Source organism: Mesorhizobium sp. M4B.F.Ca.ET.203.01.1.1, assembly GCF_004791025.1.
Taxonomy (GTDB): domain Bacteria; phylum Pseudomonadota; class Alphaproteobacteria; order Rhizobiales; family Rhizobiaceae; genus Mesorhizobium; species Mesorhizobium abyssinicae.
Map to the genome: position 1 here is coordinate 141,384 of NZ_SRUO01000009.1, position 25,273 is coordinate 166,656.

15 protein-coding genes are annotated in these 25,273 nt (G+C 65.2%); 6 read left to right on the forward strand and 9 right to left on the reverse strand.

Translation table 11 applies throughout. The annotated features are described in order from the left end of the window. Positions 1–225: 225 nt before the first annotated feature. Complete coding sequence (locus tag EN846_RS20335) at positions 226–6,279, forward strand: kinesin (RefSeq protein ID WP_135859262.1); 6,054 nt, start codon at positions 226–228, stop codon at positions 6,277–6,279. A gap of 101 nt (positions 6,280–6,380) precedes the next feature. Here EN846_RS20335 and EN846_RS20340 read toward each other — a convergent pair whose 3' ends face one another. The 4 genes from EN846_RS20340 to EN846_RS20355 are packed head-to-tail and all read right to left on the reverse strand — an operon-like array spanning position 6,381 to position 10,464. Beyond that, the gene (locus tag EN846_RS20340; protein WP_127393134.1) at positions 6,381–7,091 is read right to left on the reverse strand and encodes an ABC-type transport auxiliary lipoprotein family protein; all 711 of its coding nucleotides are present in this window, start codon (positions 7,089–7,091) and stop codon (positions 6,381–6,383) included. Then, on the reverse strand, positions 7,069–8,442 hold the full coding sequence (locus tag EN846_RS20345) for an MlaD family protein (RefSeq protein ID WP_127393133.1): 1,374 nt from the start codon (positions 8,440–8,442) through the stop codon (positions 7,069–7,071). Before EN846_RS20345 ends, EN846_RS20340 begins: the two co-directional genes overlap by 23 nt. A gap of 14 nt (positions 8,443–8,456) precedes the next feature. Continuing rightward, positions 8,457–9,275, reverse strand: a complete 819-nt coding sequence (locus EN846_RS20350) for an ABC transporter ATP-binding protein (RefSeq protein WP_127286684.1) — start codon at positions 9,273–9,275, stop codon at positions 8,457–8,459. Between the two features lies 1 nt (position 9,276). Then, complete coding sequence (locus tag EN846_RS20355) at positions 9,277–10,464, reverse strand: ABC transporter permease (protein ID WP_135913950.1); 1,188 nt, start codon at positions 10,462–10,464, stop codon at positions 9,277–9,279. Positions 10,465–10,540: 76 nt separating this feature from the next. On the opposite strand from EN846_RS20355, the gene dgcA reads away from it, so the two are divergent. Continuing rightward, a complete protein-coding gene (gene dgcA / locus EN846_RS20360) occupies positions 10,541–11,524 on the forward strand; it encodes an N-acetyl-D-Glu racemase DgcA (RefSeq protein WP_127393921.1) in 984 nt (327 codons plus the stop codon). Here dgcA and EN846_RS20365 read toward each other — a convergent pair. After that, positions 11,495–12,709: an MFS transporter gene (locus tag EN846_RS20365; RefSeq protein WP_127393922.1), complete on the reverse strand. Its 1,215-nt coding sequence runs from the start codon at positions 12,707–12,709 to the stop codon at positions 11,495–11,497. The two genes, dgcA and EN846_RS20365, sit on opposite strands and share 30 nt — an antisense overlap. Positions 12,710–12,835: 126 nt before the next feature. Continuing rightward, positions 12,836–13,657 (reverse strand): UDP-2,3-diacylglucosamine diphosphatase, encoded by an 822-nt coding sequence (locus tag EN846_RS20370; RefSeq protein ID WP_128347079.1) that lies wholly within the window; start codon positions 13,655–13,657, stop codon positions 12,836–12,838. A 120-nt stretch (positions 13,658–13,777) separates the two neighbouring features. Here EN846_RS20370 and EN846_RS20375 point away from each other — a divergent pair, with 120 nt between their 5' ends. The 3 genes from EN846_RS20375 to EN846_RS20385 all read left to right on the forward strand — a co-directional run bounded on the left by EN846_RS20375 (position 13,778) and on the right by EN846_RS20385 (position 18,399). Continuing rightward, positions 13,778–14,557 (forward strand): SDR family oxidoreductase, encoded by a 780-nt coding sequence (locus EN846_RS20375; RefSeq protein WP_127394013.1) that lies wholly within the window; start codon positions 13,778–13,780, stop codon positions 14,555–14,557. 171 nt (positions 14,558–14,728) lie between these two features. Next, on the forward strand, positions 14,729–17,053 hold the full coding sequence (locus EN846_RS20380; protein ID WP_127394012.1) for an NADP-dependent malic enzyme: 2,325 nt from the start codon (positions 14,729–14,731) through the stop codon (positions 17,051–17,053). A gap of 122 nt (positions 17,054–17,175) precedes the next feature. After that, entirely contained in the window at positions 17,176–18,399 is a 1,224-nt protein-coding gene (locus EN846_RS20385) for a DUF2865 domain-containing protein (RefSeq protein ID WP_135859259.1), read from the forward strand. On the opposite strand, the gene gltX is transcribed toward EN846_RS20385, so the two are convergent. Beyond that, positions 18,317–19,690 (reverse strand): glutamate--tRNA ligase, encoded by a 1,374-nt coding sequence (gltX, locus tag EN846_RS20390; protein WP_127309159.1) that lies wholly within the window; start codon positions 19,688–19,690, stop codon positions 18,317–18,319. The two genes, EN846_RS20385 and gltX, sit on opposite strands and share 83 nt — an antisense overlap. A gap of 722 nt (positions 19,691–20,412) precedes the next feature. Between gltX and EN846_RS20395 the strand changes: the two genes are divergently transcribed. Further along, positions 20,413–24,186 carry a vitamin B12-dependent ribonucleotide reductase gene (locus EN846_RS20395; protein ID WP_127391157.1) on the forward strand — a complete coding sequence of 1,258 codons (3,774 nt, stop codon included), beginning with the start codon at positions 20,413–20,415 and terminating at the stop codon, positions 24,184–24,186. A 193-nt stretch (positions 24,187–24,379) separates the two neighbouring features. On the opposite strand, the gene EN846_RS20400 is transcribed toward EN846_RS20395, so the two are convergent. Beyond that, complete coding sequence (locus EN846_RS20400) at positions 24,380–24,988, reverse strand: class I SAM-dependent methyltransferase (RefSeq protein ID WP_127391158.1); 609 nt, start codon at positions 24,986–24,988, stop codon at positions 24,380–24,382. Between the two features lie 39 nt (positions 24,989–25,027). After that, positions 25,028–25,195, reverse strand: a complete 168-nt coding sequence (locus EN846_RS35205) for a hypothetical protein (protein WP_187331398.1) — start codon at positions 25,193–25,195, stop codon at positions 25,028–25,030. Positions 25,196–25,273 lie beyond the last annotated feature (78 nt).

Here is a 25,273-nt window from a genome sequence, read left to right on the forward strand (position 1 = left end):
TTAATGATTGACCTGAAAAAATGTTGACAGGGAGGCCGCGAAATCACGTCTCCGTTAACCCTATATTTAAAGTTTTACGTATCGCCCAGAATGCAGGTTTTCTTTACCCCTGTGTGTCATTACGATACGAGGGTCCATTTTCAGCCTCCTGCGTGGGATAAGACAAGCCAGAATCACGGCTCAAAATCATAACTCCCCCGGCAGCTAGTACAGGGTAGCGAAGGCATGGCGAAGAAACCAACGACACGAACTCTCGACAGCGACGTGGCCAAGGAGCTCGAAAAGGCACTCGACCTTGATTTGAGCGTAGATGGCGACGGCGGCCTCGATATGGCGGCGTCGATGGAAGATCTGGAAGCGCAGATTTCGGCCGCGGCTGACGAACTGGCGCGCGAAGGGCGTGGCCACAAGGAAGAACCGGTGGTTGTTCAGAGCCAGAATGCCAGGCCAATACAGAACACGCAGCCGGCGGCGAAGCCCGCCGAGTTGCGTCCGGTTGAAACGCGCAACGGCGCGCAGCCGGCCGGCTTCACCCCGGCCAATGACGACCGCCAGAAGGACTACCGCACCCTGCTGCATGGCCTCAACCGCCGCGCGTCGAGCACGATCTACTGGGTTGTGGCGTTCATTTCGCTGGCATGGATCGCCGGCGCCGGCGGCCTGGCCAATCTTCTGTTCGGTTCGGGCATCTGGAAGATCCGCACCTTCGACCAGTTTTTCGCCCGCCCCGAGCTGATCGGCCTGGCAGTCGCGGCAATCATTCCCGTGATCCTGTTCTGGGCCTTCGCGGCCATGGTGCGCCGCGCGCAGGAAATGCGCATTGCCGCGCAGTCGATGACGGAAGTGGCCTTCCGCCTGGCCGAGCCGGAAAACCTCGCCCAGGACCGCGTCATGATGATCGGCCAGGCCGTGCGCCGCGAAGTCGCGGCGATGGGCGAAGGCATCGAGCGCACGCTGGCGCGCGCGGTCGAGCTGGAAACGCTTGTCCACAGCGAAGTCAACCAGATCGAGCGCTCCTATTCGGAGAACGAGGCCCGTATCCGCTCGCTGGTCGATGGCCTCGGCAGCGAGCGCGAAGCGGTCGTCAGCCATGCCGAGCGCGTGCGCGCCTCGATCGCCAGCGCGCATGAGACGCTGCGGGACGAAATCGGCTCCGCCAGCGACATCATCCGCGACTCCATCCTCAATGCGTCGACCAAGCTGTCGATGACAATCAACAATTCCGGCGACACGCTGATCGACCGCATCAACGAAAGCTCGATGTCGATCTTCGATTCGGTCGAGGGCCGGCTCGATTCGATCACCGACCGGCTGTCGACCTCGGGCGAGGCCTTCGCCAGCCTGCTCGACACCCGCATCGCCAAACTGACCGACACCACCGACGGCCTCACCCGCTCGCTGACCGACCTGCTCGACGACCGCACCAGCGGCATGGTTTCGCTGCTAGGCGGCGCCGCGCGCACGCTGAGTTCCGAGTTCGAGAACAGCCTCAGCGGCATCGAACGGACGCTGGCCGAACGCGGCCAGGCGCTGATCAGCGAATTCCAGACCCGCGCCGAGGCGCTCGACACCGGCACGCAGAAGCTCAATGCCGCGCTCGAAGCCCGCGCCCGCCAGATCAATGAGACGCTGGTCGAGCGCGCTCGCGAAATCGCCAATACCTTTGCAGAGAGCAAGGACCAGCTCTCGGCGATGATCGACCAGGGCAAGACGCAGATCGGCGCCGACATGGCCGACATCGTCTCGTCGACCTCCTCCATGCTCGAGGCCCGCGCCAGCGACTTCGCCGGCCGCATGGAAGCCGCTCGCCACGTCGTCTCGCGTTCCTTCGACAGCGACATCCAGCGGCTCGCAGATGCCCGCGTCGGCATCGAGGAGGCGGTGGAAAACCACAGCCGCAAGCTTTCGGAAAGCCGCGATCGCATGGCGGCCGCCATGCAGGCCGACCTGGCGACGTTCGCCGAAAGCCGTGCCGGCATCGACGCCGCCGTGACCGACCAGGTGCAGAAGCTGGCGGAAGGCCGCAACCTCATCGCGCGCGCGTTGGAAGACGACCTGCGCAAGGTCAACGAGTCGCGCGCCGCGATCGACGCGTCGCTGGGCAGCCACCTGGAGCAGCTCGAAGAAGGCCGCAACCGGCTTGCCCAGGCCCTGAATGACGACTCCGGAAAGCTCGTGCAAGCCCGTACGATCATTGACGAAATGGTTGCCGGCCACGTCGGGAAGCTCGCCGAGGGCCGCAACATCCTGTCGCGCGCCCTGGAAGCCGATCTCGGCAAGCTGGCCGACAGCCGCGCCAGCATCGACGGGCTGGTCGCCGGCCAGGTCGAGAAGATCGCCGAGGGCCGCTCCGTGCTCGCCAAGGCGCTGGAGACCGATATTATCGGCATCAGGAGCCTGATCGAGACCCATTCCGCCAAGCTTGCCGAAGACCGCGGCGAACTCAGCCGTTCGCTGGAGAGCGACCTGTCCGGCATCAGGAACCTGGTCGAGGGTCATTCCGTCAGGCTCGCCGACGACCGCAGCCTGCTGGCGCAGACGCTGGAGGCCGACCTCGCCAAGCTGGCGGAGGGCCGCGCCAGCATCGACGGTCTGGTCGCCGGCCAGGTCGAAAAGCTCGCCGAGGGCCGCGACATCCTCAAGCGCGCGCTCGAAGCCGATATCAACACGATCAAGGGCGCCATCGCCGGCCATTCCGAGCGGGTGGCGGAAGAGCGCAGCCAGCTTTCGAAGGCGCTGGAAGCCGATCTTCAGAATGTGAACAGCCTGATCTCCGACCACACGAACCGGCTCGTCCAGGATCGCTCGACGCTGTCGCAAGCGCTCCAGGACGATCTGCAGAATGTGAACGGCATCATGGCCGATCACCAGAACAGGCTGGTCCAGGACCGCTCGACGCTGGCCAAGGCGCTGGAGGTCGATCTCGCCAAGCTGGCGGAGAGCCGCTCCAGCATCGACGGGCTGGTCGCCGGCCAGGTCGAGAAGCTTGCGGAAGGCCGCGATATCCTCAAGCGCGCGCTGGATGCCGATCTCAGCACGATCAGGAACGCCATTGCCGACCAGTCGCAGAAGCTGACCGACAACCGCGCCGAGTTCGCGCGGGTGCTGGAAGGCGACCTGGAGAACGTCAACAGCCTCCTCCAGGGCCATAGCGACAGGCTTGCGCAGGATCGTTCGGCGCTTTCGAAGGCACTTGAGGACGACCTTGCCAAGCTGGCCGAAAGCCGCTCCAGCATCGACGGGCTGGTCGCCGGCCAGGTCGAGAAACTCGCCGAGGGCCGCGATATCCTCAGGCGCGCGCTGGAAGCGGACCTGCAGAAGCTCGTCGCCAGCCGCAGCGAGGTCGACGACATTATCGCCGGCCATGTCGGCAAGCTGGCCGAAGGCCGCGACATGCTGAGCCGCGCGCTGGAAGACGATCTGGCGAAGCTCGTCGACACCCGCAAGGATGTCGACCGCTCCCTGTCCGGCCATATCGACCAACTGGCCGCCAGGAGCAGCGACATTTCGGCAACGATCGCCGCCGACGTCGAGAAGATCGAGCAGGCGTTCAACCGGCAGACCGGCATCATCGAGGAGCGCGCCGGAACCATGGAACGGGCGCTGTCGACCGGCGTCGACAACATCCGCAACGTGCTGGAGAAGAGCGCGGTCTTCGTCGCCGGCGCCTTGCGCGAAAAGGTCATGGAGGTCACCAGCGCCCTGCACGAGCAGGCTGGCCTTGTCTTCAGCGACGCCGACCGCAAGATCGCCGACCGCGCCGAACAGACCTCGGCCGCGCTGCTCGCCAGGGCAGAAGACATCGCCCGCGCCTTCGAGGACGCCGACCGCCGCCTGCATGCGCGCGCCGAGGACACGTCGAATGCGCTGATCGCACGCGCCGAGGACACCGCCGACCAGCTGTCCGCCCGCGCCAGCGAGATCGCCGGTACCTTCGACGCCGCGGACCAGAAGCTGGTTGCCCGCGCGGTCGAAACGGCGCAGTCGCTGGCGGCGCGCGCCGGCGACATCCTGCGCAATTTCGAAGGCGCCGACGAGCGGCTGAGCATGCGCATCGGCGAATCGGCCGAAGCGCTCGCGGCCCGCGCCTCGGACCTCGGCCGCATCTTCGATGCTGCCGACCAACATCTGATCTCGCGCATCGCCGAGGGATCGGAAGCGCTTTCGTCACGCGCGTCCGAGATCGCTCGCATCTTCGACGATGCGGACCAGCGCCTGGTCGCGCGCATCGCCGACAGCACCACGACCATCGGCGGCCATGCCGAGACCATCGTCGGGGCCTTCGCCAGCACCGAGCAGCGGGTCGCCGACCGCGCGCGTCAGACCGGTCAGGAACTGGCCGTCCACGCCCGCGAGATCGAGCAGGCGCTGGCCGGCGCCGACGAGCGCCTGGCGTCGAATGCGGCGGCAGCAGCGGCCCGGATCGAGGAGCAGATCGCCGGCGTCGAGAACCGCCTCGCCTGCACCACGGAAACGATCGGTCAGAAGCTCAACGAGCAGGTCTCGGGCGCGGAGGCGCAACTGATTTCGCGCGCCAACGTCATCGCCGAGACCTTCACCGCGGTCGGCCAGCATATCGGTCAGAGCACCAACGACGCGGCCAAAACCATCGGCGCCAACACCCGCGAGCTCAACACGATGTTGGCGGCGCGCTCGGCCGAAATGTCGAAGATCCTCGACGAAACCGCCAAGCCGCTGGTCGAGCGTTTCGCCCAGGGCGGCTCGGAGCTGCAGCGGAGCATGGAAGAGGTCACCGAGCGGGCGACCGAGAAGCTGCGCAGCGAAAACGCCGCGCTCGTCAACGCGCTCGCCAGCCGTACCGCCGAGACCTTGTCGGCGGTGGACGGCGCGCGCTCGACGCTCGCCGAAAGCGTTGCCGACCTCATCGGCCGCATGAGCACCTCCAGCGCCCAGCTCGGTCAGCTGATCGACCAGGCTGCGGCCAATCTCGGTCATGTCGAGGAACGCCTGTCCGGCAGCACGCAGAGCTTCGCGACAACGACGGAAAAGGCCGCGCAGACCTTCGCCAGCTCGGCGCGACTGGTCGATTCGAACACGACCCGGCTCACCGACCTGTCGTCGGCCACGCTGCGCGAGGTCGCCTCGATCGCCACCAAGTTCGACGAGCACAGCCGCTTGCTCTCCAGCGCCTCGGCTCTGCTCAGCTCGGCGCAGAGCAACCTCGAGCACACGCTGGAGCGGCAGTCGTCGCTGGAAGATCTCGCCGTCGGCCTGGTCAAGAAGTCGGAAGACCTCGAAAAGGTGATGCGTTCGTTCGAAAACCTGGTTGGCCAGACGATGCAGAACGCCGAGGGGCGGACCATGGAATCGGCGGAGAAGATCCGCACCGCCATCGCCGAGGTCGTCGATTCGGCGACGCGCCGCTTTGCCGACGCCACCGAGGAGATGCGACGCACTGCCGGTTCGATCAAGAGCGAGCTCGACCTGACGCGCGCCGAGCTCAAGAAGGGCGTCATCGAGATGCCGGAAGAGGCCAAGGAGTCGACCTCGGCCATCCGCCGCGCCGTCTCCGAGCAGATCAACGCGCTCAAGGAGCTGTCTGACATCGTTGCGAAATCCGGCCGCAGCGGCAGCAGCGAATCCGGCGAGCCGCGCGGTCTACGCCCCGCACCGCAGGCGCCGGCCCGTCCTGCCGAGCCGCTGCGTCGCCCGCCGGCACCGCAGCAGTCACAGCAGCCACAGCCGCAACCCGAGCGCCGGGCACCTCAGGCGCCGCTGGCCGAGACGACCTTGCGCGGCACGCTTGACCTGGATCGCGCTGCCGAGACGGCCCCGCGCCGCGATCCCAATGGCCGCACGGCGCAAGGCGGCTGGGTGCGCGATCTCCTGACCGGCGCATCGCGCGAGGAAGAGCTCCGGCCGGCCGCTCCGGCGGAAGCGCCGCGCCCGGCTCCGGCGCAGCGCTCGCCGCTGCATGTCGTGGAATCGCTCAACTCGCTGTCGGTCGATATCGCCCGCGCCATCGACCACGACGCCTCGATCGAGCTGTGGAACCGCTACCGGCGCGGCGAGCGTGACGTGTTCACGCGGCGCCTCTACACGCTGAAGGGCCAGCAGACCTTCGACGAGATCCGCCGCAAGTACCAGGCCGAGGCCGAGTTCCGCGCCGCCGTCGACCGCTACTGCGACGATTTCGAGAAGCTGCTCAAGGATGTGTCGCGCAACGACCGCGACAACATCATGGGCCAAACCTACCTGACTTCGGACACCGGCAAGGTCTACACCATGCTGGCCCATGCCAGCGGCCGCCTGCAGTAAGCGGCTTCGGTACACACCAAAAAGGCGGGCCATGGCCCGCCTTTTTCATTTGTGCTGGATTGTTTGAGATGGCCAGGAGCGGCGCCTCCCGGGCGAGACCGTCAGATCAGCGAATCCGTCCAGAGCACAATGTCCTTCGCCGCCTGGCCGAAGGCGTTGTCCAGAGCGTTGACGTAGGCGGCGTTGCCGCCTCCCGAAACCGGCGCGCTCGTGGTGAAGCTCTTGGCGGCGCGCACCTCGCCGTTGCGGTCGTTGAGGATGCGCACGAACAGTTCGACCTCGGCATGCTCGCCGCCATTGACCCGGACTTCGAAGGAACGGACCTCGGCGATGATCTGGTAGTCGATCGCCAGCCCCTCGCCCGGCTTGCCGACGCCGGCGAAGCTGCCGGAGCGCTGGAAGGTCTCGGCCAGCCTTGCCTGCACGATGAGCGGCAGCCGGTCGGCCCATTGCGCGCCCTTGAGGTACTGGATCGAGCCGTCGCCCGGCTTGATGACAATGTTCTGGCTGTCCAGCGCCTTGAGCGCGGAGGGCTGGGCGATCAGGATCTGGCGACGGCTGCGGCCATGGGCGTCCACCGACGGCGCCGACAACTCGAACGTGTCGAGCGGCGCCGGCTTGGCACCGAGGGCCGCGCAGCCGGCGAGCGAAAGCGCAAGCAGCGCCGCAGCCGATGTCAATCCAACCGACTTCACCCAAACCGACGTCACACGCGATCCCCGTTGTCCCCAGATCGTAAGATCAACCCGCAATTGCGGCTCATGTTCTTGCGGTGGGCGCAGGCCGAAGTCAACGCCGCACCCTGCCGTCATATTGCCGGACCTCGCCCTCGCCGCCCGACAGGATACGCCCCGGGTTGCGGCTGAGATCGGTCACCGCTTCCTCGATGCGGTTGATCGAACGCCTGCTGTCCTGGACCAGCGCCTCGACATTCTGCAGGCCCTGGCCGGAGAAACGGGCGAGATTGTCGGTGATGGTACCGAGCCGCGCATTCAGCGTGTCGGCGACCTGCTTGAACGATTTCAGCGTCTCACGGGCGTCCGCCATGACGCCGTTCGCCTCGCCCGAGCCGAGCAAGTTGTCGACCTTGGCCAGGATGCCGTCGACGCGCACTGACGCATCGTTGAGCCGCTGCGCCAGCTGTTTGGCGTCCTTGATGGTGTCGTCGATATCGTCGGCGCGGTTGGCGAATTTGTTCGTGACCTTGGCAATGTCGGCGGCGGCCTGATTGGCGTTGTCGCTGGCCTTCTGGATGTTGGCCAGCGCCGTGCGCACCTCGGCCGGATCAATGCCGTCGAGCACGCCGTTGACCTTATCCAGCGTGCCTTGCGTCTTCTGGGCGAAGTCGTTGATCGAGCCGACCGCCGTGTTGACGTTGTTGATGACGGTATCGAACTGTTTGGAGCTTTCCTTCAGGTTGCCGGTGACCGTGTCGACATTGGCGACGATGCTCTTGATCTGGTCCTTGTCGACGGCGTTGAGCAGGCCTTCGGCGGCCTTCAGCGTGCCGTCGAGCTTGCCCGAGACACCCTTCAACTCGTCCGACAACGCACTCACGCTGGACAGGAACTTGTCTATGCCGTCGGAATTCTTGGCCAGCGCGTCGGAAAAGGTCTGCACGTTCTTGACCGTATCGGTCAGCGGCCCGCGCACGTCATGGGTGAACCCTTCGAGATCGGAAAGCACCTTGTCGGCGCGGGTAAAGATGGTCTGCGCGGTCTGCAGGAGGTTGGTGACCGCGGATGGATTGGCGACGATCTCGGCGTCCTTGCCCTCCTTCTCGGCCAGGTCGAGAAGGTTTTCCTCATTCAGGTTGGCGCCCTTGAGCTCGATATTGGCCTGGCCACTGAGGCCGGCAATGCCGATATCGGCCTGCGTCGACTTGGTAAGCGGCGTCGTCCGGCCGATTTCGGTGCTGGCGATCGCGGCCGCCGGATCGTTGGGCGCGATATAGACGCGCTTGACCACGCCGACCTTGACGCCGTTGAACAGCACCAGGCTGCCGGGGCCGAGGCCCGAAGCCGAACCTGGAATGCGCACCAGCAGCACGGCCGTCTCGCCCCTGTCGCCGATGGCGGCGGTCCAATAGACAAAGGCGAAGGCCGCAACAATCGCGGCCAGAGTGAAGATGCCGACAATGACGTAGTTGGCTCTTGTTTCCATTGCCTCACTTATGACTATGCGCGCGCCGCAAGATCAAGTTGCCGGGCACGTTTTCCGCGGAAATAGGATTTGACCCACGGCTCCTCGCTCTTCAGCATGTCGTCGATCGTACCTTCGACCAGCACTTTCTTCTTGCCGAGCACCGCAACGTGATCGCAGGCCGTGAACAGCGTGTCGAGGTCGTGCGTGACCATGTAGACGGTGAGATCCATGGTGTCGCGCAGCTTGACGACGAGTTCGTCGAACTCCGCCGCGCTGATCGGATCAAGCCCCGAGGTCGGCTCGTCGAGAAAGACGATGTCCGGGTCCAGCGCCAGCGCGCGCGCCAGCGCCGCGCGCTTGATCATGCCGCCGGAAAGCTCGGAGGGGAATTTCTGCGCCGCGTCCGGCGGCAGGCCGACCAGCTCGATCTTCAGCAGCGCCAGCTCGTCCATCAGCTTCCTCGGCAGGTCGAGATATTCCCGCATCGGCACCTGCACGTTCTCCTGCACCGTCAAGGCTGAGAACAGCGCGCCGTGCTGGAACAGGACGCCCAGCCGCATGTCGACGCGCAGGCGCTCGATATCGCTTGCCTTGTCGACGTCGACGCCGAACAGCTTGATCGTTCCCGATTGCTTGGGCATCAGCCCGAGGATGGTTCGCAAAAGGACGGACTTGCCGGCCCCCGAAGCGCCGACGAAACCAAGAATCTCACCACGCTTGATGTCGAGCGACAGCTTGTCGAGGATCAGCTTGTCCTCAATGGCGACGGTGACGTCGCGCACCGAAAGCACGATCTCGCTTTCGTCAGCGTCCTCAGCCGTCTTGACCCCGTTGCCGTTCGCGTTCGCCATCTCAAAACTCGATCGCTGCGTAGAACATGGCGAAAAGCCCGTCGAGGATGATGACGACGAAGATCGACTTCACCACCGAGGCGGTCACGTGCTGGCCGAGCGATTCGGCGCTGCCACCGACCTTCATGCCCTCCACCGACGCTATGATGCCGATGATCATGGCCATGAACGGCGCCTTGATCAGTCCGGCAAAGATGGTGCTGAGGTCGATGGCGATGCGCAGCCTGTCGAGGAAGGCGGCCGGCGGAATGTCGGAATAGAGCCAGGCGGCGACGATGCCGCCGCCAAGTGCTGCAAAATTGGCGACGATTGTGAGGCAAGGCAGCGCGATCACCAGCGCGGCCAGCCGCGGGAATACCAGCACGCCGATCGGATTGAGGCCGATGACCTTCAGCGCGTCGACCTCCTCGCGCATCTTCATCGAGCCGATCTCGGCGGTGATGGCGCTGCCGGAACGGCCGGCGATCATGATGGCCGTCATCAGCACGCCAAGCTCGCGCAGGATCAGCACGCCGACGAGGTCGACGACGAAGATGTCGGCGCCGAAATAGCTGAGCTGATAGGCGCCCTGCTGGGCAACGATGGCGCCGACGATCGCCGACATCAGCACCACCACCGGGATGGCGCCGACGCCCATGCGGTCGATCTGGTTGAAGATCGCGGCCGGATTGACGGCATGGCCGCGGCCGAGCTTCATCTGGGCGCCGCGGATGGTGGCGCCGAGGATGTTCATCGAGGCCAGGAAATCGTCGCGCATCTCATAAACGCGCCGGCCGACCGCCTCGAGCGCGCGCAGGATGATGTTGGGCGGACCGGCCGGCCCCGATTCGGGCTCGCGCCGGACGGCGTCGCCGACGGCGGAAAGCAGGATGGAGGCGATCTCGCTCTGCCCCTGCATGGTGACTTCGATGCCCTTCTTCTCGAAGGCGCTGACCAGGCGGTCGATCAGCCAGGCGCCGGCGGTATCCATCTTGTCGATATGCGAAAGATCGAGCGCCAAGGACTTGACGCCGCTGCGCTTTTCGATCTTGCGCATCTCGGCGTCGACCAGCGCCACGGTGCGCGTCGTCCAGTTCCCCGAGAAGGCGCAACCGAGAACGCCGCCCTCCTGGCCGACCGCGACGCGCGGCTGGCCGTTCGGCTCCTTGGCGGCGGTGCCGCTTGCGTCGCGTTTGCGGATGGTCAACATGGCGTCCTGTTTAGCCTGCCGGAACCGGGCTGTCATTTGCCGGCGACCCGTTGTCGCACAGCCGGAGAAGAAAAATATGGCGCGTGTCATTTCGGTCGAGTCCGAGCGTTTTCCCATCACCGGAGCCTTCACGATCTCACGCGGATCGAAGACCGAGGCGGAAGTCATCACGGTGACGATCCGTGAAAACGGCCATGCCGGGCGCGGCGAGTGCGTTCCCTACAAGCGCTATGGCGAGACCATGGACGGCGTGCAGGCAGCGATCGAGGCGATGCGCGGGCGGATCGCCGACGGAATCGACCGGGCTGCCCTGATCCACGCCATGCCCGCCGGCGCCGCGCGCAACGCCATCGATTGCGCCTTGTGGGACCTGGAAGCGAAGCTCAGCGGCGCGCCGGTGGCGCATGCAATCCGCGCTGTGCCCTTGAGAGCGCTGGAAACAGCCTTCACGCTGTCGCTTGGCGAGCCCGAAGCGATGGCGGCGCAGGCTCGCGCCAATGCGGCGCGGCCACTGCTCAAGGTCAAGATCGGCGGCGACAACGACAAAGCCCGCATCCGTGCCGTCACCGAGGCGGCGCCCGGCAGCCGCATCATCCTCGATGCCAATGAGGGCTGGACGGAGCACAATATCGTCGAAAACCTCGCCTTCGCCGCCGAACAAGGGATCGCGCTGATCGAACAGCCGCTACCCGCCGGCCGCGACGAAATCCTGCGCGAGATCGCGCATCCGGTGCCGATCTGCGCCGACGAAAGCGTGCACGAGGCGAAGAACCTCGACGCGCTGGTCGGCCTCTACGACGCCGTCAACATCAAGCTCGACAAGACGGGTGGCCTGACCGCAGCGCTGGTGCTGCGCGACCGCGCCCGCGAACTCGGCTTCGACATCATGGTCGGCTGCATGGTCGGCACCTCGCTGGCGATGGCGCCGGCCGTGCTTTTGGCCCAGGACGCCGACTTCGTCGATCTCGACGGTCCGTTGCTGCTCGCCAGGGACCGCGCGCCCGGCCTTGTGTACCAGGGGTCGCTGGTGTCACCCCCCGACCGAACGCTGTGGGGCTGAGCGCGCGGCGAGCGCAATCAGCGCCAGCCCGATGAGCGCGATCGGGATCATCGCCAGAAAGCCGTCGACGCCGAAGCGATCGTAGAGCGGGCCCGACGCCAGCGTCACCACGGCCATGAAGAAGCCGTTGAAGAAGTAGGCAATGCCTTGCGCGGCGCCGGTGCGCTCCTCCGAGACGGTTTCACCGATCATTTTCTGCAGGCCGATCAATACCATAGCGACCGATACGGCGTGCAGCGTCTGGACGCCGAAGAAGCCGGCAATGCCGAGGCCGAGCGGCCAGATCAGCGGAAAGGCGATCCAGCGCACGATCGCGCCGATGGCGGCGATCAGCATCACCGTGGCAACGGAAACGGACCCGAAGATGCGCGTGAACATCACAAACATGCACACCTCGGCGACCACGCCCCAGGCCCACAGCAGCCCGACGACGGTGTCGCTGATGCCGATCGACTTCCAGTAGATCGAGACGAAGCCGTAGAGAAAGGCATGGCTGGCGGTGATGATGCCGACGCCGAGGGTGAAATAGAGGAAATAGGCGTTGAGGAGCGTCGGCGCCGAATGCTGGATGTCAGCCGCCGAAAGCGGCGAGGCGCGCCGCGGACGGCCAAGCCTTGGCGCAAGCAGGCCGGCGGCCAGGGCCGCGGCCAGCGCGACGAAGATGATCACCGGCACCGCCTCGGCGCCCGTGCGCGCCAGGATGAAGCCGCCGACGACATTGGCGCAGAGGTAGGAGATCGAGCCCCATTTGCGCATGCTGGTGTAATTGGAGCCGAAGCGGCGCACGCCCGATAGCGCCAGCGAATCGGCGATCGGCGAATGCGGTGTCCAGACGACGGTCAGCGCCAGCGAGACAACGAGCACGATGGCGTAGGTGGGTGGCAGGAAATAGCCGGCGGCGAGCAGCATCGATGCGGCCACCAGCGCGATATAAACATTGGCGCGGTCCCGCGCCCGGTCGGCAAGCGCCGTCAGCAGCGGCGTCGTCACCACGCGCAGGAACATGGGCGCCGCGAGGATGACGGCGATCTGCTCGGCATGGAAACCCTTGGCCTGCAGCCATAGCGGGAAGTAGGGCAGATGCGTGCCGAGTGACACGAAGAGCGTGGCGAAGATCAGGCTCATGCGCAGCTCGAAATGGCGCGGCTTGACGAGCTGTTCAGGCGTGAGCGGCGGCAAGGACATGAATCGATCCAATTACGCCGCGTTCTACCGGCCGCAACGTATGGCGATCCCTAACATGGAGAAGAACCCGGCGAAACCGGCTGGACTAATCGATTAACGCGGGTTTGCGCCCGCAGGGGCCTCGCGTCAGGCCGCCTGCGTTGCCCTGCCCCTGATGTTGACGGGAACGAGCACGTCCTTGCCGGCCGGAGCCTCGGGCAGGACGTGAGCCCAGGTCAGGATTTCCATGCGGCCGTCGAAATGCTCCACCACCGCCGTGCAGCTTTCCACCCAGTCGCCCGTGTTGATGTATTGCACATCGCCGTAGTTCTCGATCGCGGCGTGATGGATGTGGCCGCAGATGACGCCATCGACATGCGAGCGGCGCGCCTCGTCGCTCAGCACGGTCTGGAACGAGCCGATGAAGTTGACCGCCTTCTTGACCTTGACCTTGGCCCAGGATGAGAACGACCAGTAAGGCAGGCCGAGCAATTGACGCAGCCGCGTGATGATCCGGTTGACCTGCATCGCCGCGTCATAGGCGTAGTCGCCGAGATAGGCGAGCCAGCGCTGGTTGTGCACCACCGTATCGAACTGGTCGCCATGGATGACCAGCAGGCGCCGGCCGTCGGCGGTCTCGTGGATGGCGCGGTCGGCGACGACAATGCCGCCGAAATGCACGCCCTGGAACTGGCGGGCGAACTCGTCGTGGTTGCCGGCGATATAGGTGATCGAGGCGCCCTTGCGCGCCTTGCGCAGCAATTTCTGCACGACGTCGTTATGGCTTTGCGGCCAGTGCCAGCTGCGCCTGAGCCTCCAGCCGTCGACGATGTCGCCGACCAGATAGATGATATCGGCGTCGTGATGCCTGAGGAAATCGATCAGGAAGTCGGCCTTGGCCGCCTTCGACCCCAAATGGATGTCGGAGATGAACATCGATCGGAAAGTGCGGGGCTCTGGGCCGGACATCGCTTGTCACCGTTGCTTTCGCAGAGCCTATGCCCCGATTCATGCAACAACCGTATGACGGTTGCGATTGGTCCAGCCCAAGCGCTAGCTTGCCGCGCTCAATCAAGGGAGAAGACCGTCATGGATCTCGGCATTCGCGGAAAGAAGGCCATTGTCTGCGCCTCCAGCAAGGGGCTCGGGCGCGGTTGCGCCATCGCGCTGGCCGAGGCCGGCTGCGATATCGTCGTCAACGGCCGCAACGCGGAGCTTCTGGCGAAGACCGCCGCCGAAATCCGCGAAAAATTCGGCGTCAAGGTGATCGAGATCGCGGGCGACGTGTCGAAGCCCGAGGTGCAGAAGGCGCTGCTTGCCGCCTGCCCGGACCCGGACATCCTCGTCAACAACAATGGCGGGCCGCCGCTGCGCGATTTCCGCACGCTCGACCGCGAGAAGATCATCGAGGGCGTCACGCAGAACATGGTGACGCCGATCGAGCTGATCCAGGCGGTGATCGACGGCATGGCGAAGCGCGGCTTCGGCCGTATCGTCAATATCACCTCGCTGTCGGTCTATGTGCCGATCCCCGGCCTCGATCTCTCGTCCGGCGCGCGTGCCGGCCTGACCTCGTTTCTGGCCGGCGTGGCGCGCACGGTGGTCGACCGCAACGTCACCATCAACAGCCTGCTGCCGGGCAAGCTCGATACCGACCGGCTGCGTGGTCCGCATGAGGCCGGCACGACCGAGGATCCCGCCGCCGCGGCCGAGCGAAAAGCCCGCATCAGCGCCGACGTGCCGGCCAAGCGCCTCGGCACACCCGAAGAATTCGGCCAGATCTGCGCCTTCCTGTGCTCGGTGCATGCCGGCTATCTCACCGGCCAGAACATTCCGGTCGATGGCGGCCTCTACGTCAGCGCGTTCTGACCGGCTGCCGGCGCCGGCCGCCCGCCGTATCGCAGAGTCTCGGCGCAAGAGGCTGAAATAACTTGGTTATTCCCGCTTCGCCGATCTGAATGCCAATTGCGTCATTTGCCGTCGCGAAAAGCTCGCGCCGCATGCTAAAAGGCTGCAAAGCAGGAGCGCAAGGAGGCCGGTATGGACAGCGAGAACAAGAAACCGGCCCGGTCGGACCTCGACGAGGCCGCGCTCTACTTCCACAAGCATCCCATTCCCGGAAAGCTGGAAATCCAGGCGACCAAGCCGCTCGGCAACCAGCGCGACCTGGCGCTCGCCTATTCGCCGGGCGTCGCCGCCCCTTGCCTCGAGATCCGCGACGATCCGGCGACCGCCGCCGATTATACGGCGCGCGCCAACCTGGTCGGCGTCGTCTCCAACGGTTCGGCGGTGCTCGGCCTCGGCAATATCGGGCCGCTCGCCTCGAAGCCGGTCATGGAAGGCAAGGCGGTGCTGTTCAAGAAGTTCGCCGGCATCGACGTCTTCGATATCGAGATCGACGCGCCGGAGATCGAGCGCATGGTCGAGACGGTCGCGGCGCTGGAGCCGACCTTCGGCGGCATCAACCTCGAGGACATCAAGGCGCCGGAATGCTTCGAGGTCGAGGAGCAGTTGAAGGCCCGGATGGGCATTCCGGTGTTCCACGACGACCAGCATGGCACGGCGATCATCGTCGCGGCCGCGGTGCTCAACGGGCTGGAGTTCGCCGGCAAGACGATTTCCGACATCAAGATCGTCACCTCGGGCGCGGGCGCGGCCGCGCTTGCCTGCCTCAATTTGCTGGTCTCGCTCGGCGCCAAGGTCGAGCACATCTGGGTCACCGACAGGTTCGGCGTCGCCTACAAGGGCCGCACGGACGAGATGGACCGCTGGAAAGACCCCTATGTGAAGGACACCGACGCGCGCACCCTGGCCGACGTCATTCCCGGCGCCGACGTCTTCCTCGGCCTGTCCGCCGCCGGCGTCCTGAAGCCGGAACTGCTGCAGCACATGGCGCCGAAGCCGCTGATCCTGGCGCTGGCCAATCCCAATCCAGAGATCATGCCGGAGGCCGCGCGGGCCGCGAGACCGGATGCGATGATCTGCACCGGCCGTTCCGATTTCCCCAATCAGGTCAACAACGTACTGTGCTTTCCTTACATCTTCCGTGGCGCGCTTGACTGCGGCGCCAGCGCCATCAATGAGGAGATGAAGATGGCGGCGGTCAGGGCGATCGCCGCCCTTGCCCGCGAAGAGCCATCGGATGTCGCGGCGCGCGCCTATTCCGGCGAGACGCCGATCTTCGGGCCCGATTTCCTGATCCCCTCGCCCTTCGACCCGCGCCTCATCCTGCGCATCGCGCCGGCCGTCGCCAAGGCCGCCTGCGACACCGGCGTGGCCACCAGGCCGATCGCCGACTTCGCCGCCTATATCGACAAGCTGAACCGCTTCGTGTTCCGCTCCGGCCTGGTGATGAAGCCGGTGTTCTCGACGGCCAAGGCGTCGAGTGCCAAGCGCGTCATCTATGCCGACGGCGAGGACGAGCGTGTGCTGCGCGCCGCGCAGGTGGTGCTGGAGGAAGGCATCGCCGAACCGATCCTGATCGGCCGCCCGCATGTCATCGAGGTCAGGCTGAAGCGCTATGGGCTGCGCATCAAGCCGGGCGTCGATTTCGGCCTGATCAACCCGGAGGAGGATCCGCGCTACCGCCACTATGTCGACCTGCTGATCGAGCTTGCCGGGCGGCGCGGCGTGACGACGGAAGCGGCGCGCACCATGGTGCGCACCGACAACACGGTGATCGCCGCATTGGCACTGAAGCGTGGCGATGCCGACGCCATGGTCTGCGGCCTCGAGGGCCGTTTCGAGCGGCATTTGCGCAACGTCACGCTGATCATCGGCCCACGTGCCGGCATCAAGGACCGCGATCTCTCGACCCTCTCCATGCTGATCTCGCAGCGCGGCATCATCTTCCTCACCGACACCCATGTCTCGGTCGATCCGACGGCCGAGGAGATCGCCGAGATGACGGTGCTGGCGGCGGAGGAGATCCAGCGTTTCGGTATCGAGCCGAAGGCAGCGCTGCTGTCGCATTCCGACTTCGGCTCGCGCGATTCCCCGAGCGCGCTGAAGATGCGCCAGGCGGCGGCGATCCTGGCGCGCATCGCGCCCGAATTGCAGTGCGACGGCGAAATGCATGCCGACTCGGCGCTGTCGGAGCACCTGCGCCAGCGCGTCTATCCGCATTCGCGGCTGAAGGGCGAAGCCAACCTCTTGGTGTTCCCGAACCTCGATTCGGCCAACATAACGCTGACGGCGCTGCGCGCCATGATGGACGCGCTGCATGTCGGCCCGATCCTGCTCGGCACCGACAAGCCTGCGCATATATTGACGCCCTCGGTGACGTCGCGCGGCGTCGTCAACATGACGGCACTGGCGGTGGTCGAGGCGGCGCACAAGGCGCAGGCGGTCGTCAATCTGGGCTGAGGCCGGATTTGGCGGTAGACTGCGGATCGCAGACTCAAGTGCTTTCGGCTGCAAAGTAAAGACAGGTTTAACCGCGGACACGCTAGTCTATGCGACAGGCTGGCAATCGGGGTTTCAGGCGAATGAAGGGCGCGGGGTTGAAGCTGACCCACCTTGCGGCGCTGCTCGCGGCGCTGGCGACGTCGGCTGTCGCCGTGACCGAGCCGCAGGCCGCCTCGCGCATGTGCCGCCAGCTCGAGGCGGAGCTGGATGCCAGTCGCGGCGGCGGTGGCGGACCGGCGATAATCCGCAAATATGACGACGCCATCGCGCGCCAGCGCGAGCAGATGACGAAGGCGCGCAACCGGGCGAGCGATGCCGGCTGCGGCTTCTCGCTGTTTTCGCGCAACGTCAACAAATGCGCCGCGATCAACGCGAACATCGATCGCATGAACGCCAATCTCGACGCCTTGCTGGCGAAGCGCGAGCGTCTTTCAGGCGGCGGCACCCGCCGCGATCGAGGCCGTATCCTGGCGGCGCTCGATGCCAATGGCTGCCGCGACGACGAGATCGCGCCGAGGCGCGCTCCGATCGAGGAGGCCGCGCGCGACAATGGCGGCGGCGGCAATCTGTTCGAGCAGCTCTTTGGCGGCGGCAACCGCGAGCTCGAAGCGCTCGACACGCCCGATGCGCCTGACGTGCCGCCGGACGATCCGAGCGAGCGCAACATCCGCCGCGTCATCAACCAGCCAGACGGCATGGACCTGCCGCGGCTGAACGGTGAATTCCGCACCGTATGCGTGCGCACCTGCGACGGCTATTTCTTCCCGATGTCGAACGCCGCTTCCTATGGCGATTTCGAGCGCGATCAGAAGAATTGCGAATCGAGCTGCCCGGGCACCGAGATGCAGGTGTTCTACACGCGTGGCATGGACGACGATGCTGGCGCGATGACCTCGTCGGTGACTGGCAAGCCGTACAGCGAACTACCGAGCGCCTATCTCTACAAGCAGAGCAACATGGCGCGGCCGTCGGCCTGCGGCTGCAACGCGCAGGCGCAGAATTTCGAGATCATCGCCGGCAATCCGCCGAACCCCGGGCAGCCCGACCCCGAGGCAGCCACGGCGCCCTTCGTTCCCATGCCCGGTACCAAGCCGGATCCGGGCGCCGATCCGGAGACGCTGGCCAATGCCGAAGGCGGGCTCGACCGCGACGCCATCAAACGCCTGGCCGAGAAGCCGGCGACATCGCCGGTGTCGGCGCTGCCCCCGGAGCAGCGCAAGGTCAGGGTCGTCGGGCCATCGTTCCTTCCCGACCCAGCAGGGGCAATAGATCTGCAAGCTCCGGCCCGGAAGGCTGTCCAGTAAGCGCCAGCCTGAGCGGCATGAACAGCGCCTTGCCCTTGCGCCCGGTTGCTTCGCGGATCTTGCCGGTCCAATCCTTCCAGACGGTGCCGTTCCACGGCTCATCCGGCAACAGGTCGAACGCCTGGTGCAGGAAGTCCCGATCCTCGCCGGAAAACTCCGCCGGCTCCTGCGGTCCCTGATCGACGATACGCCACCAGGCAACCGCGTCGGCCAGCCTGTCGAGGTTGCCGCGCACGGCCATCCAGAACGGCTCCGCCTTGTCGCCTGAAACACCCAGCACGATCAGCCGGTCGCGCGCCTCGGCAAACGGCATGTGGTGCATCAGCGTGCGGTTGAGCACGAACAGCTCGTCCGGATCGAACTTGGCCGCCGATTTCGAGGTCGCGGCCGGATCGAAATGGCCGGCGAGGTCGGCAAGATCGTGCGCCGCCGCGACATTCTCCGACGTGCCGACGAGCACCGCCAGCGAGGCGACCGCCATCGGCTCGATACCGTTCTCGCGCAGGCTTTCGATCGACAGCGCGCCGGTGCGCTTCGACAGGCCCTCGCCCGAGACCGTGGTCAAGAGATTATGGTGGCCGAAGACCGGCGGCTCGGCGCCGAGCGCCTGGAACAGCGCGATCTGCACGCCGGTGTTGGTGACATGGTCGTCGCCGCGGATGACATGGCTGACGCCCATCTCGATGTCGTCGACCACCGACGGCAGCGTGTAGAGATAGGTGCCGTCCTCGCGCACCAGCACGGGATCGGACAGCGAGGCGAGATCGACGGTCTCCTCGCCGCGCACCAGGTCGTTCCAGTGGATCTCGGTGCGCTCGGGCTGCAGCGGATCGCTGGTGAAGTTCGGCAGCAGGAAGCGCCAATGCGGGCGGCGGCCGTCCGACTGGTATTCGGCCACCTGCTCCGGCGTCAGCGTCAGCGCCTCGCGGCCATAGACCGGCGGCAGGCCGCGCGTGCGGCGCACCTTGCGGCGCAGATCGAGCTCTTCCGGCGTCTCGTAACAGGCGTAGAGGACGCGCGCCTCCTTCAGACGCTCGACGGCGGCGTCATAGATCTCGACGCGCCGCGACTGGTATTCGGTGGCGTCCGGGAAGATGCCAAGCCAGTGCAGGTCGTAGAGGATGGAATCGGCGAATTCCTGCTTGGAACGGGCGATATCGGTGTCGTCGAAACGCTGGATGAAGCGGCCCTTGTTGTTCGCGGCGAACAGCCAGTTGAACAGAGCGGTGCGCGCATTGCCGATATGGATGCGGCCGGTCGGCGACGGGGCGAAACGGACGGTAACTGTCATGAGCGGGGCGTAGCGGATGCTTTTCCGGTTGACAAGACGCGCCCCCGCGCGAAGGGCAAGACATAGTGCAAGCCAGCTAAAATGAAAAGCCGCTCGGCCGGCATGGTCCCCGCCGGCTTCGAGTCGTTGCCGACGGCCGGCAGAACCGGGAGTTGCGCAGGCCCTTTCTGTCCCCGTTATCCACATCTGTGACACACAAGATATTGGGGTCACAAAAGCTACGTAAACGAATCCTTGACGGCGCAAAACGAGTCGCCTTTTATAGGCCATGCGTTCCTGTTGAGAGCGCGACCGGAGAGTTCAGAGGCCGGTCTTTTTTCCCGGATTTTGTGCGTTTTGCCCACATTTCCGCCCGTTCACGAGGCCGGCGGAAGCGTTGGGATTGGGTGGGGCTTGGGTGGCGAAAAGGGAGAATTGTCGGACTGGAAAAAATGATCTGTTAACACTATATTTAGTGTTTGCAGGCAGGTTCGACCCTAGATAGTGTGAAACCCTCGATCGGGGGAATCGCGAAAAAGTTTCAAAGTTTTGAGGGACCCGCAGGGGGTTCGTCGGCGAGTTGGAGAGGCCCTTCGCAAGAAGTTGGCCAGCGCGCCGCGCCACGACTGCGAAGGAGATGCCGGCGTCGTCAAGATGCCGGCAAACGGCGGACCGCGCGTTTCGCTTTCGGGGCATGAATCCCTGGGGAAAAGCGCTATATATAGACACAAAGGACCGGACCAATGCGCATCGAGCGTCGTTTCACCAAGCCAGGACAATCCGCCTACGCGGAGATCGAATTCCGCAAGGCGCTTTCCGAGATCAAGAATCCGGATGGCTCGGTGGTGTTCCGCCTGGACAATATCGACGTGCCGGCGCAGTTCAGCCAAGTCGCCGCCGACATCCTGGCGCAGAAGTATTTCCGCAAGGCCGGCGTTCCCGCGCGCCTGAAGAAGGTCGAGGAGAACGACGTCCCCTCCTTCCTGTGGCGCTCGGTCCCCGACGAGGCCGAACTCGCCAAGCTCCCCGAGGCCGAGCGCTATGGCTCCGAGATCGATGCTCGCCAGGTCTTCGACCGCCTCGCCGGCACCTGGACCTACTGGGGCTGGAAGGGCGGCTACTTCAAGTCCGAGGAAGACGCGCGCGCCTTCCGCGACGAGCTTGCCTATATGCTGGCCACGCAGCGCGTCGCGCCGAACTCGCCGCAATGGTTCAACACCGGCCTGCACTGGGCCTATGGCATCGACGGCCCGAGCCAGGGTCACTTCTATGTCGACCCCTTCACCGGCAAGCTGACCAAGTCGAAGTCCTCCTACGAGCATCCGCAGCCGCATGCCTGCTTCATCCAGGGCGTGCAGGACGACCTCGTCAACGAGGGCGGCATCATGGACCTGTGGGTGCGCGAGGCGCGCCTGTTCAAATATGGCTCCGGCACCGGCTCCAACTTCTCGCTGCTGCGCGGCGAAGGCGAGAAGCTGTCCGGCGGCGGTCGCTCCTCCGGCCTGATGAGCTTCCTCAAGATCGGCGATCGCGCGGCGGGCGCCATCAAGTCGGGCGGCACGACGCGCCGCGCCGCCAAGATGGTCATCGTCGACGTCGACCATCCCGATATCGAGGAGTTCATCGACTGGAAGGTCAATGAAGAGCAGAAGGTCGCCTCGCTGGTGACCGGCTCGAAGATCGTCAAGAAGCACCTCGAAGCGATCATGAAGGCCTGCGTCAATTGCGAAGGCCATGACGACGACTGCTTCGACCCGGCGATCAACACGGCGCTGAAGCGCGAGATCAAAGCGGCCAAGAAGGACGCGGTGCCGGAGAACTATATCTACCGGGTCATCCAGTTCGCCCGCCAGGGCTACACCTCGATGTCGTTCAAGACCTACGACACCGACTGGGATTCAGATGCCTACCTGACCGTCTCCGGCCAGAACTCCAACAATTCGGTGTCGCTGAAGGACAATTTCCTGCGCGCTGTCGAGGCCGATGGCGACTGGCAGCTGACCGCCCGCAAGGACGGCAAGGCGCTGAAGACGCTGAAGGCGCGCGACCTGTGGGAAAAGATCGGCTACGCCGCCTGGGCGTCGGCCGATCCCGGCCTGCACTTCAACACGACGATGAACGACTGGCACACCTGCGCCTCGGCCGGCGCGATCCGGGCTTCCAACCCGTGCTCGGAATACATGTTCCTCGACGACACGGCCTGCAACCTCGCCTCGATCAACCTGCTGCCCTACCGCAATGCCGACGGCACGATCGACATCGCCACTTACGAGCACACGGTGCGGCTGTGGACCATCGTGCTCGAGATCTCGGTGATGATGGCGCAGTTCCCGTCGAAGGAGATCGCCAAGCTCTCCTACGAATACCGCACGCTCGGCCTCGGCTACGCCAATATCGGCGGCCTGCTGATGACCTCGGGCATTCCGTACGATTCCGACGAGGGCCGCGCCATCTGCGCCGCGCTCACCGCGATCATGACCGGCACGGCTTACGCCACCTCGGCCGAGATGGCGGCCGAGCTCGGCGCCTTCCCGGACTATGACCGCAACGCCCAGAACATGCTACGCGTCATGCGCAACCACCGCCGCGCCGCCTATGGCGACAAGGACGGCTACGAGAAGCTCGCCGTCAATCCGGTGCCGCTGGTCGCGTCCGATCTGAAGCAGCAGGCGCTCGCTGAGCACGCCAAGGCGGCCTGGGACCGCGCCATCGAGCTCGGCGAGGAGCACGGCTACCGCAATGCGCAGGCAACCGTGATCGCGCCGACCGGCACGATCGGCCTGGTCATGGATTGCGACACCACCGGCATCGAGCCCGACTTCGCGCTGGTCAAGTTCAAGAAGCTCGCCGGCGGCGGCTACTTCAAGATCATCAACCGCGCCGTGCCGGAAGCGCTGCGCACGCTCGGCTATTCCGAGAGCCAGATCGCCGAGATCGAGGCCTATGCGGTCGGCCACGGCAACCTCAACCAGGCGCCCGGTATCAATCCCGGCTCGCTGAAGGCCAAGGGCTTTTCCGACGACAAGATCGCGGCGCTGAACGCGGCGCTGAAGTCGGCCTTCGACATCAAGTTCGTCTTCAACCAGTGGACGCTGGGCGCCGACTGGGTGAAGGAGACGCTCGGCTTCACCGACGAGCAGCTCGGCGATTTCTCGTTCGAGATGCTGCCGGCGCTTGGCTTCTCGAAGAAGGACATCGAGGCCGCCAACATCCATGTCTGCGGTGCGATGACGCTGGAAGGCGCGCCGTTCCTGAAGGCCGAGCACCTCGCGGTGTTCGACTGTGCCAGCCCGTGCGGCAAGATCGGCAAGCGCTCGCTGTCGATCAACAGCCACATCCTGATGATGGCGGCGGCGCAGCCCTTCATCTCCGGCGCCATCTCCAAGACCATCAACATGCCGAACGAAGCGACGGTGGAGGACGCAAAGAACGCCTACATGCTGTCGTGGAAGCTGGCGCTGAAGGCGAACGCCCTCTATCGCGACGGCTCGAAGCTGTCGCAGCCGCTCAATGCCTCGCTGCTCGCCGATGGCGAGGAGGATGAGGATGAGCTGGTCGAGCAGCTGATCGCGGCACCCGCCGCGCAGCGCGCCGTGCAGGTGACGGAAAAGATCGTCGAGCGCGTGGTGGAGCGGCTCTACCGCGACCGCGAGAAGCTGCCGAACCGCCGCAAGGGCTACACGCAGAAGGCAGTGGTCGGCGGCCACAAGGTGTATCTCCGCACCGGCGAGTTCGACGACGGTCGCCTGGGCGAAATCTTCATCGACATGCACAAGGAAGGTGCCGCGTTCCGCGCGATGATGAACAACTTCGCCATCGCCATCTCGCTCGGCCTGCAGTACGGCGTGCCGCTCGACGAATATGTCGAGGCCTTCACCTTCACCAAGTTCGAGCCGGCCGGCATGGTGCAGGGCAACGACGCCATCAAGAACGCGACGTCGATCCTCGACTACGTGTTCCGCGAGCTCGCCGTCTCCTACCTCGCCCGCCACGACCTCGCCCATGTCGACCAGTCGGACTTCGACAAGACGGCGCTCGGCCGCGGCATCACCGAAGGCAAGGCGACGCCGTTCTCGAAGGGCCTGACTCGCGGCGTTTCGCCGGTCAAGCTGGTTTCGGGCGCCGGCGGCGATCCCAAGGGCTTTGGCGGCTCTGCGCCGACGACGGCCCCTGCCCGCGCGGCACCGACCGCCTTCTCCGGCTCCAACGTCTTGACGCTGAAGCCGGCGAGCGACGAGGCCATCGCCTACAAGCGCGACTATGAGGAGCGCGCCAGGGAACTGGCCGAGGACATCGTCGAAGAAGAAGCCGAGGCTTCCAGCACAGAGGCACTGTTCACCGACGCCGCCGCGCAGGAAGCCGCCGACGCCAAGAAGCTCGCCGCGACACGGCGCCAGCAGTCGCTGCTGCAGGGCTACACCGGCAACGAATGCTCGGAGTGCCACAACTTCACCATGGTGCGGAACGGCACCTGCGAGAAGTGCGATACGTGTGGAAGCACGAGCGGGTGCAGCTGAGGAATCTGAGCATCTGAAACGGATCGGCCCGGTCGCAAGATCGGGCCGATTTTCTTTTAGACAATCCGTGAGGCTGGCGGTGCGATCAGATCACCATCAAGGTTTGGCGTAGGTTCGCGTCAGCTGGAGCACCCCTCATCCGGCCGCTTCGCGGCCACCTTCTCCCACAAGGGGAGAAGGGAAAAGCGTCGCGTCATGCCGGCCTGACAGCCAGGAACGTGTTCCATTCCTCGCGATTGCGGCCCTCGTTGAAATCGTCCCTGATCAGGACCAGCCCGGCGCTCTCGATACGGGCCACGAAGTCGTCCCGGCGCCACAGGACGGTGTGATAGTTGCCGTCCGTCTCGTCGTCGCCATTGCGCATCGACACCAGGAAGGCGCCGCCTGGCCGCAGCGATCCGGCTATCCTGGCGAGCACCTGATCGATCTGGTCGCGGGGCACATGGATCAGGACGGCGAGCGCCAGCACTGCATCGTAGGGGCCGCCGAGATCGTCGGTGAGGAGATCGAGAAGCTCGCCGTGCTTGCCGCGCGCAGCCTGCAGGTCGAGAAACCGCTTTGTCGCGTCGGTGCGGCGAACCTTGACGCCCAGGCCCTCCAGAAAGTCGGCGTCGTATCCCGCTCCCGACCCGACTTCGAGAATCTGGCCGGCGGTGCCAGCGATCGCCACAAGGCGCTTCAGCGATGCCTGTTCTCTGTCGTTGGGGACATGCCGCACGATTTGATCGTAGCGTTCCGCATAGTCCTCATAGGCGCTGATCGTTTGACGGCTCTTCGCCAGAGCCTGCGATAATGCATCCATCTTTCCCTCCCTCGCGTCGGTCAAGGCGCCGGACTTGCCTCAGCGAAGGGTGCCGGGAGGCACGCGTCCGTCGAGCATGCCGATGTCGCGCAGGAAATGGTCCGACAGCGAACGGCGGTCAAGCAGGCCGCGCGTGCGTGGCCTGAACGGCGCGATGAAGAGGTCGAGAACCGGACGACGAAGCGTGCTGTAAAGGGTGGTGGTCATTGCCGTGTCCTTTCGGGTTCGAGTTCGATGACCAGAGCATGCCGTTTTCCGGCCTTGGATTCCAATCGAACCTCGCGT

Excerpts from the sequence above, each read along its gene's own strand:
- EN846_RS20335 (WP_135859262.1), top strand. The coding sequence starts at position 226 with ATGGCGAAGAAACCAACGACACGAACTCTCGACAGCGACGTGGCCAAG.
- EN846_RS20340 (WP_127393134.1), bottom strand. The coding sequence starts at position 7,091 with ATGACGGCAGGGTGCGGCGTTGACTTCGGCCTGCGCCCACCGCAAGAA.
- EN846_RS20345 (WP_127393133.1), bottom strand. The coding sequence starts at position 8,442 with ATGGAAACAAGAGCCAACTACGTCATTGTCGGCATCTTCACTCTGGCC.
- EN846_RS20350 (WP_127286684.1), bottom strand. The coding sequence starts at position 9,275 with ATGGCGAACGCGAACGGCAACGGGGTCAAGACGGCTGAGGACGCTGAC.
- EN846_RS20355 (WP_135913950.1), bottom strand. The coding sequence starts at position 10,464 with ATGTTGACCATCCGCAAACGCGACGCAAGCGGCACCGCCGCCAAGGAG.
- dgcA (WP_127393921.1), top strand. The coding sequence starts at position 10,541 with ATGGCGCGTGTCATTTCGGTCGAGTCCGAGCGTTTTCCCATCACCGGA.
- EN846_RS20365 (WP_127393922.1), bottom strand. The coding sequence starts at position 12,709 with ATGTCCTTGCCGCCGCTCACGCCTGAACAGCTCGTCAAGCCGCGCCAT.
- EN846_RS20370 (WP_128347079.1), bottom strand. The coding sequence starts at position 13,657 with ATGTCCGGCCCAGAGCCCCGCACTTTCCGATCGATGTTCATCTCCGAC.
- EN846_RS20375 (WP_127394013.1), top strand. The coding sequence starts at position 13,778 with ATGGATCTCGGCATTCGCGGAAAGAAGGCCATTGTCTGCGCCTCCAGC.
- EN846_RS20380 (WP_127394012.1), top strand. The coding sequence starts at position 14,729 with ATGGACAGCGAGAACAAGAAACCGGCCCGGTCGGACCTCGACGAGGCC.
- EN846_RS20385 (WP_135859259.1), top strand. The coding sequence starts at position 17,176 with ATGAAGGGCGCGGGGTTGAAGCTGACCCACCTTGCGGCGCTGCTCGCG.
- gltX (WP_127309159.1), bottom strand. The coding sequence starts at position 19,690 with ATGACAGTTACCGTCCGTTTCGCCCCGTCGCCGACCGGCCGCATCCAT.
- EN846_RS20395 (WP_127391157.1), top strand. The coding sequence starts at position 20,413 with ATGCGCATCGAGCGTCGTTTCACCAAGCCAGGACAATCCGCCTACGCG.
- EN846_RS20400 (WP_127391158.1), bottom strand. The coding sequence starts at position 24,988 with ATGGATGCATTATCGCAGGCTCTGGCGAAGAGCCGTCAAACGATCAGC.
- EN846_RS35205 (WP_187331398.1), bottom strand. The coding sequence starts at position 25,195 with ATGACCACCACCCTTTACAGCACGCTTCGTCGTCCGGTTCTCGACCTC.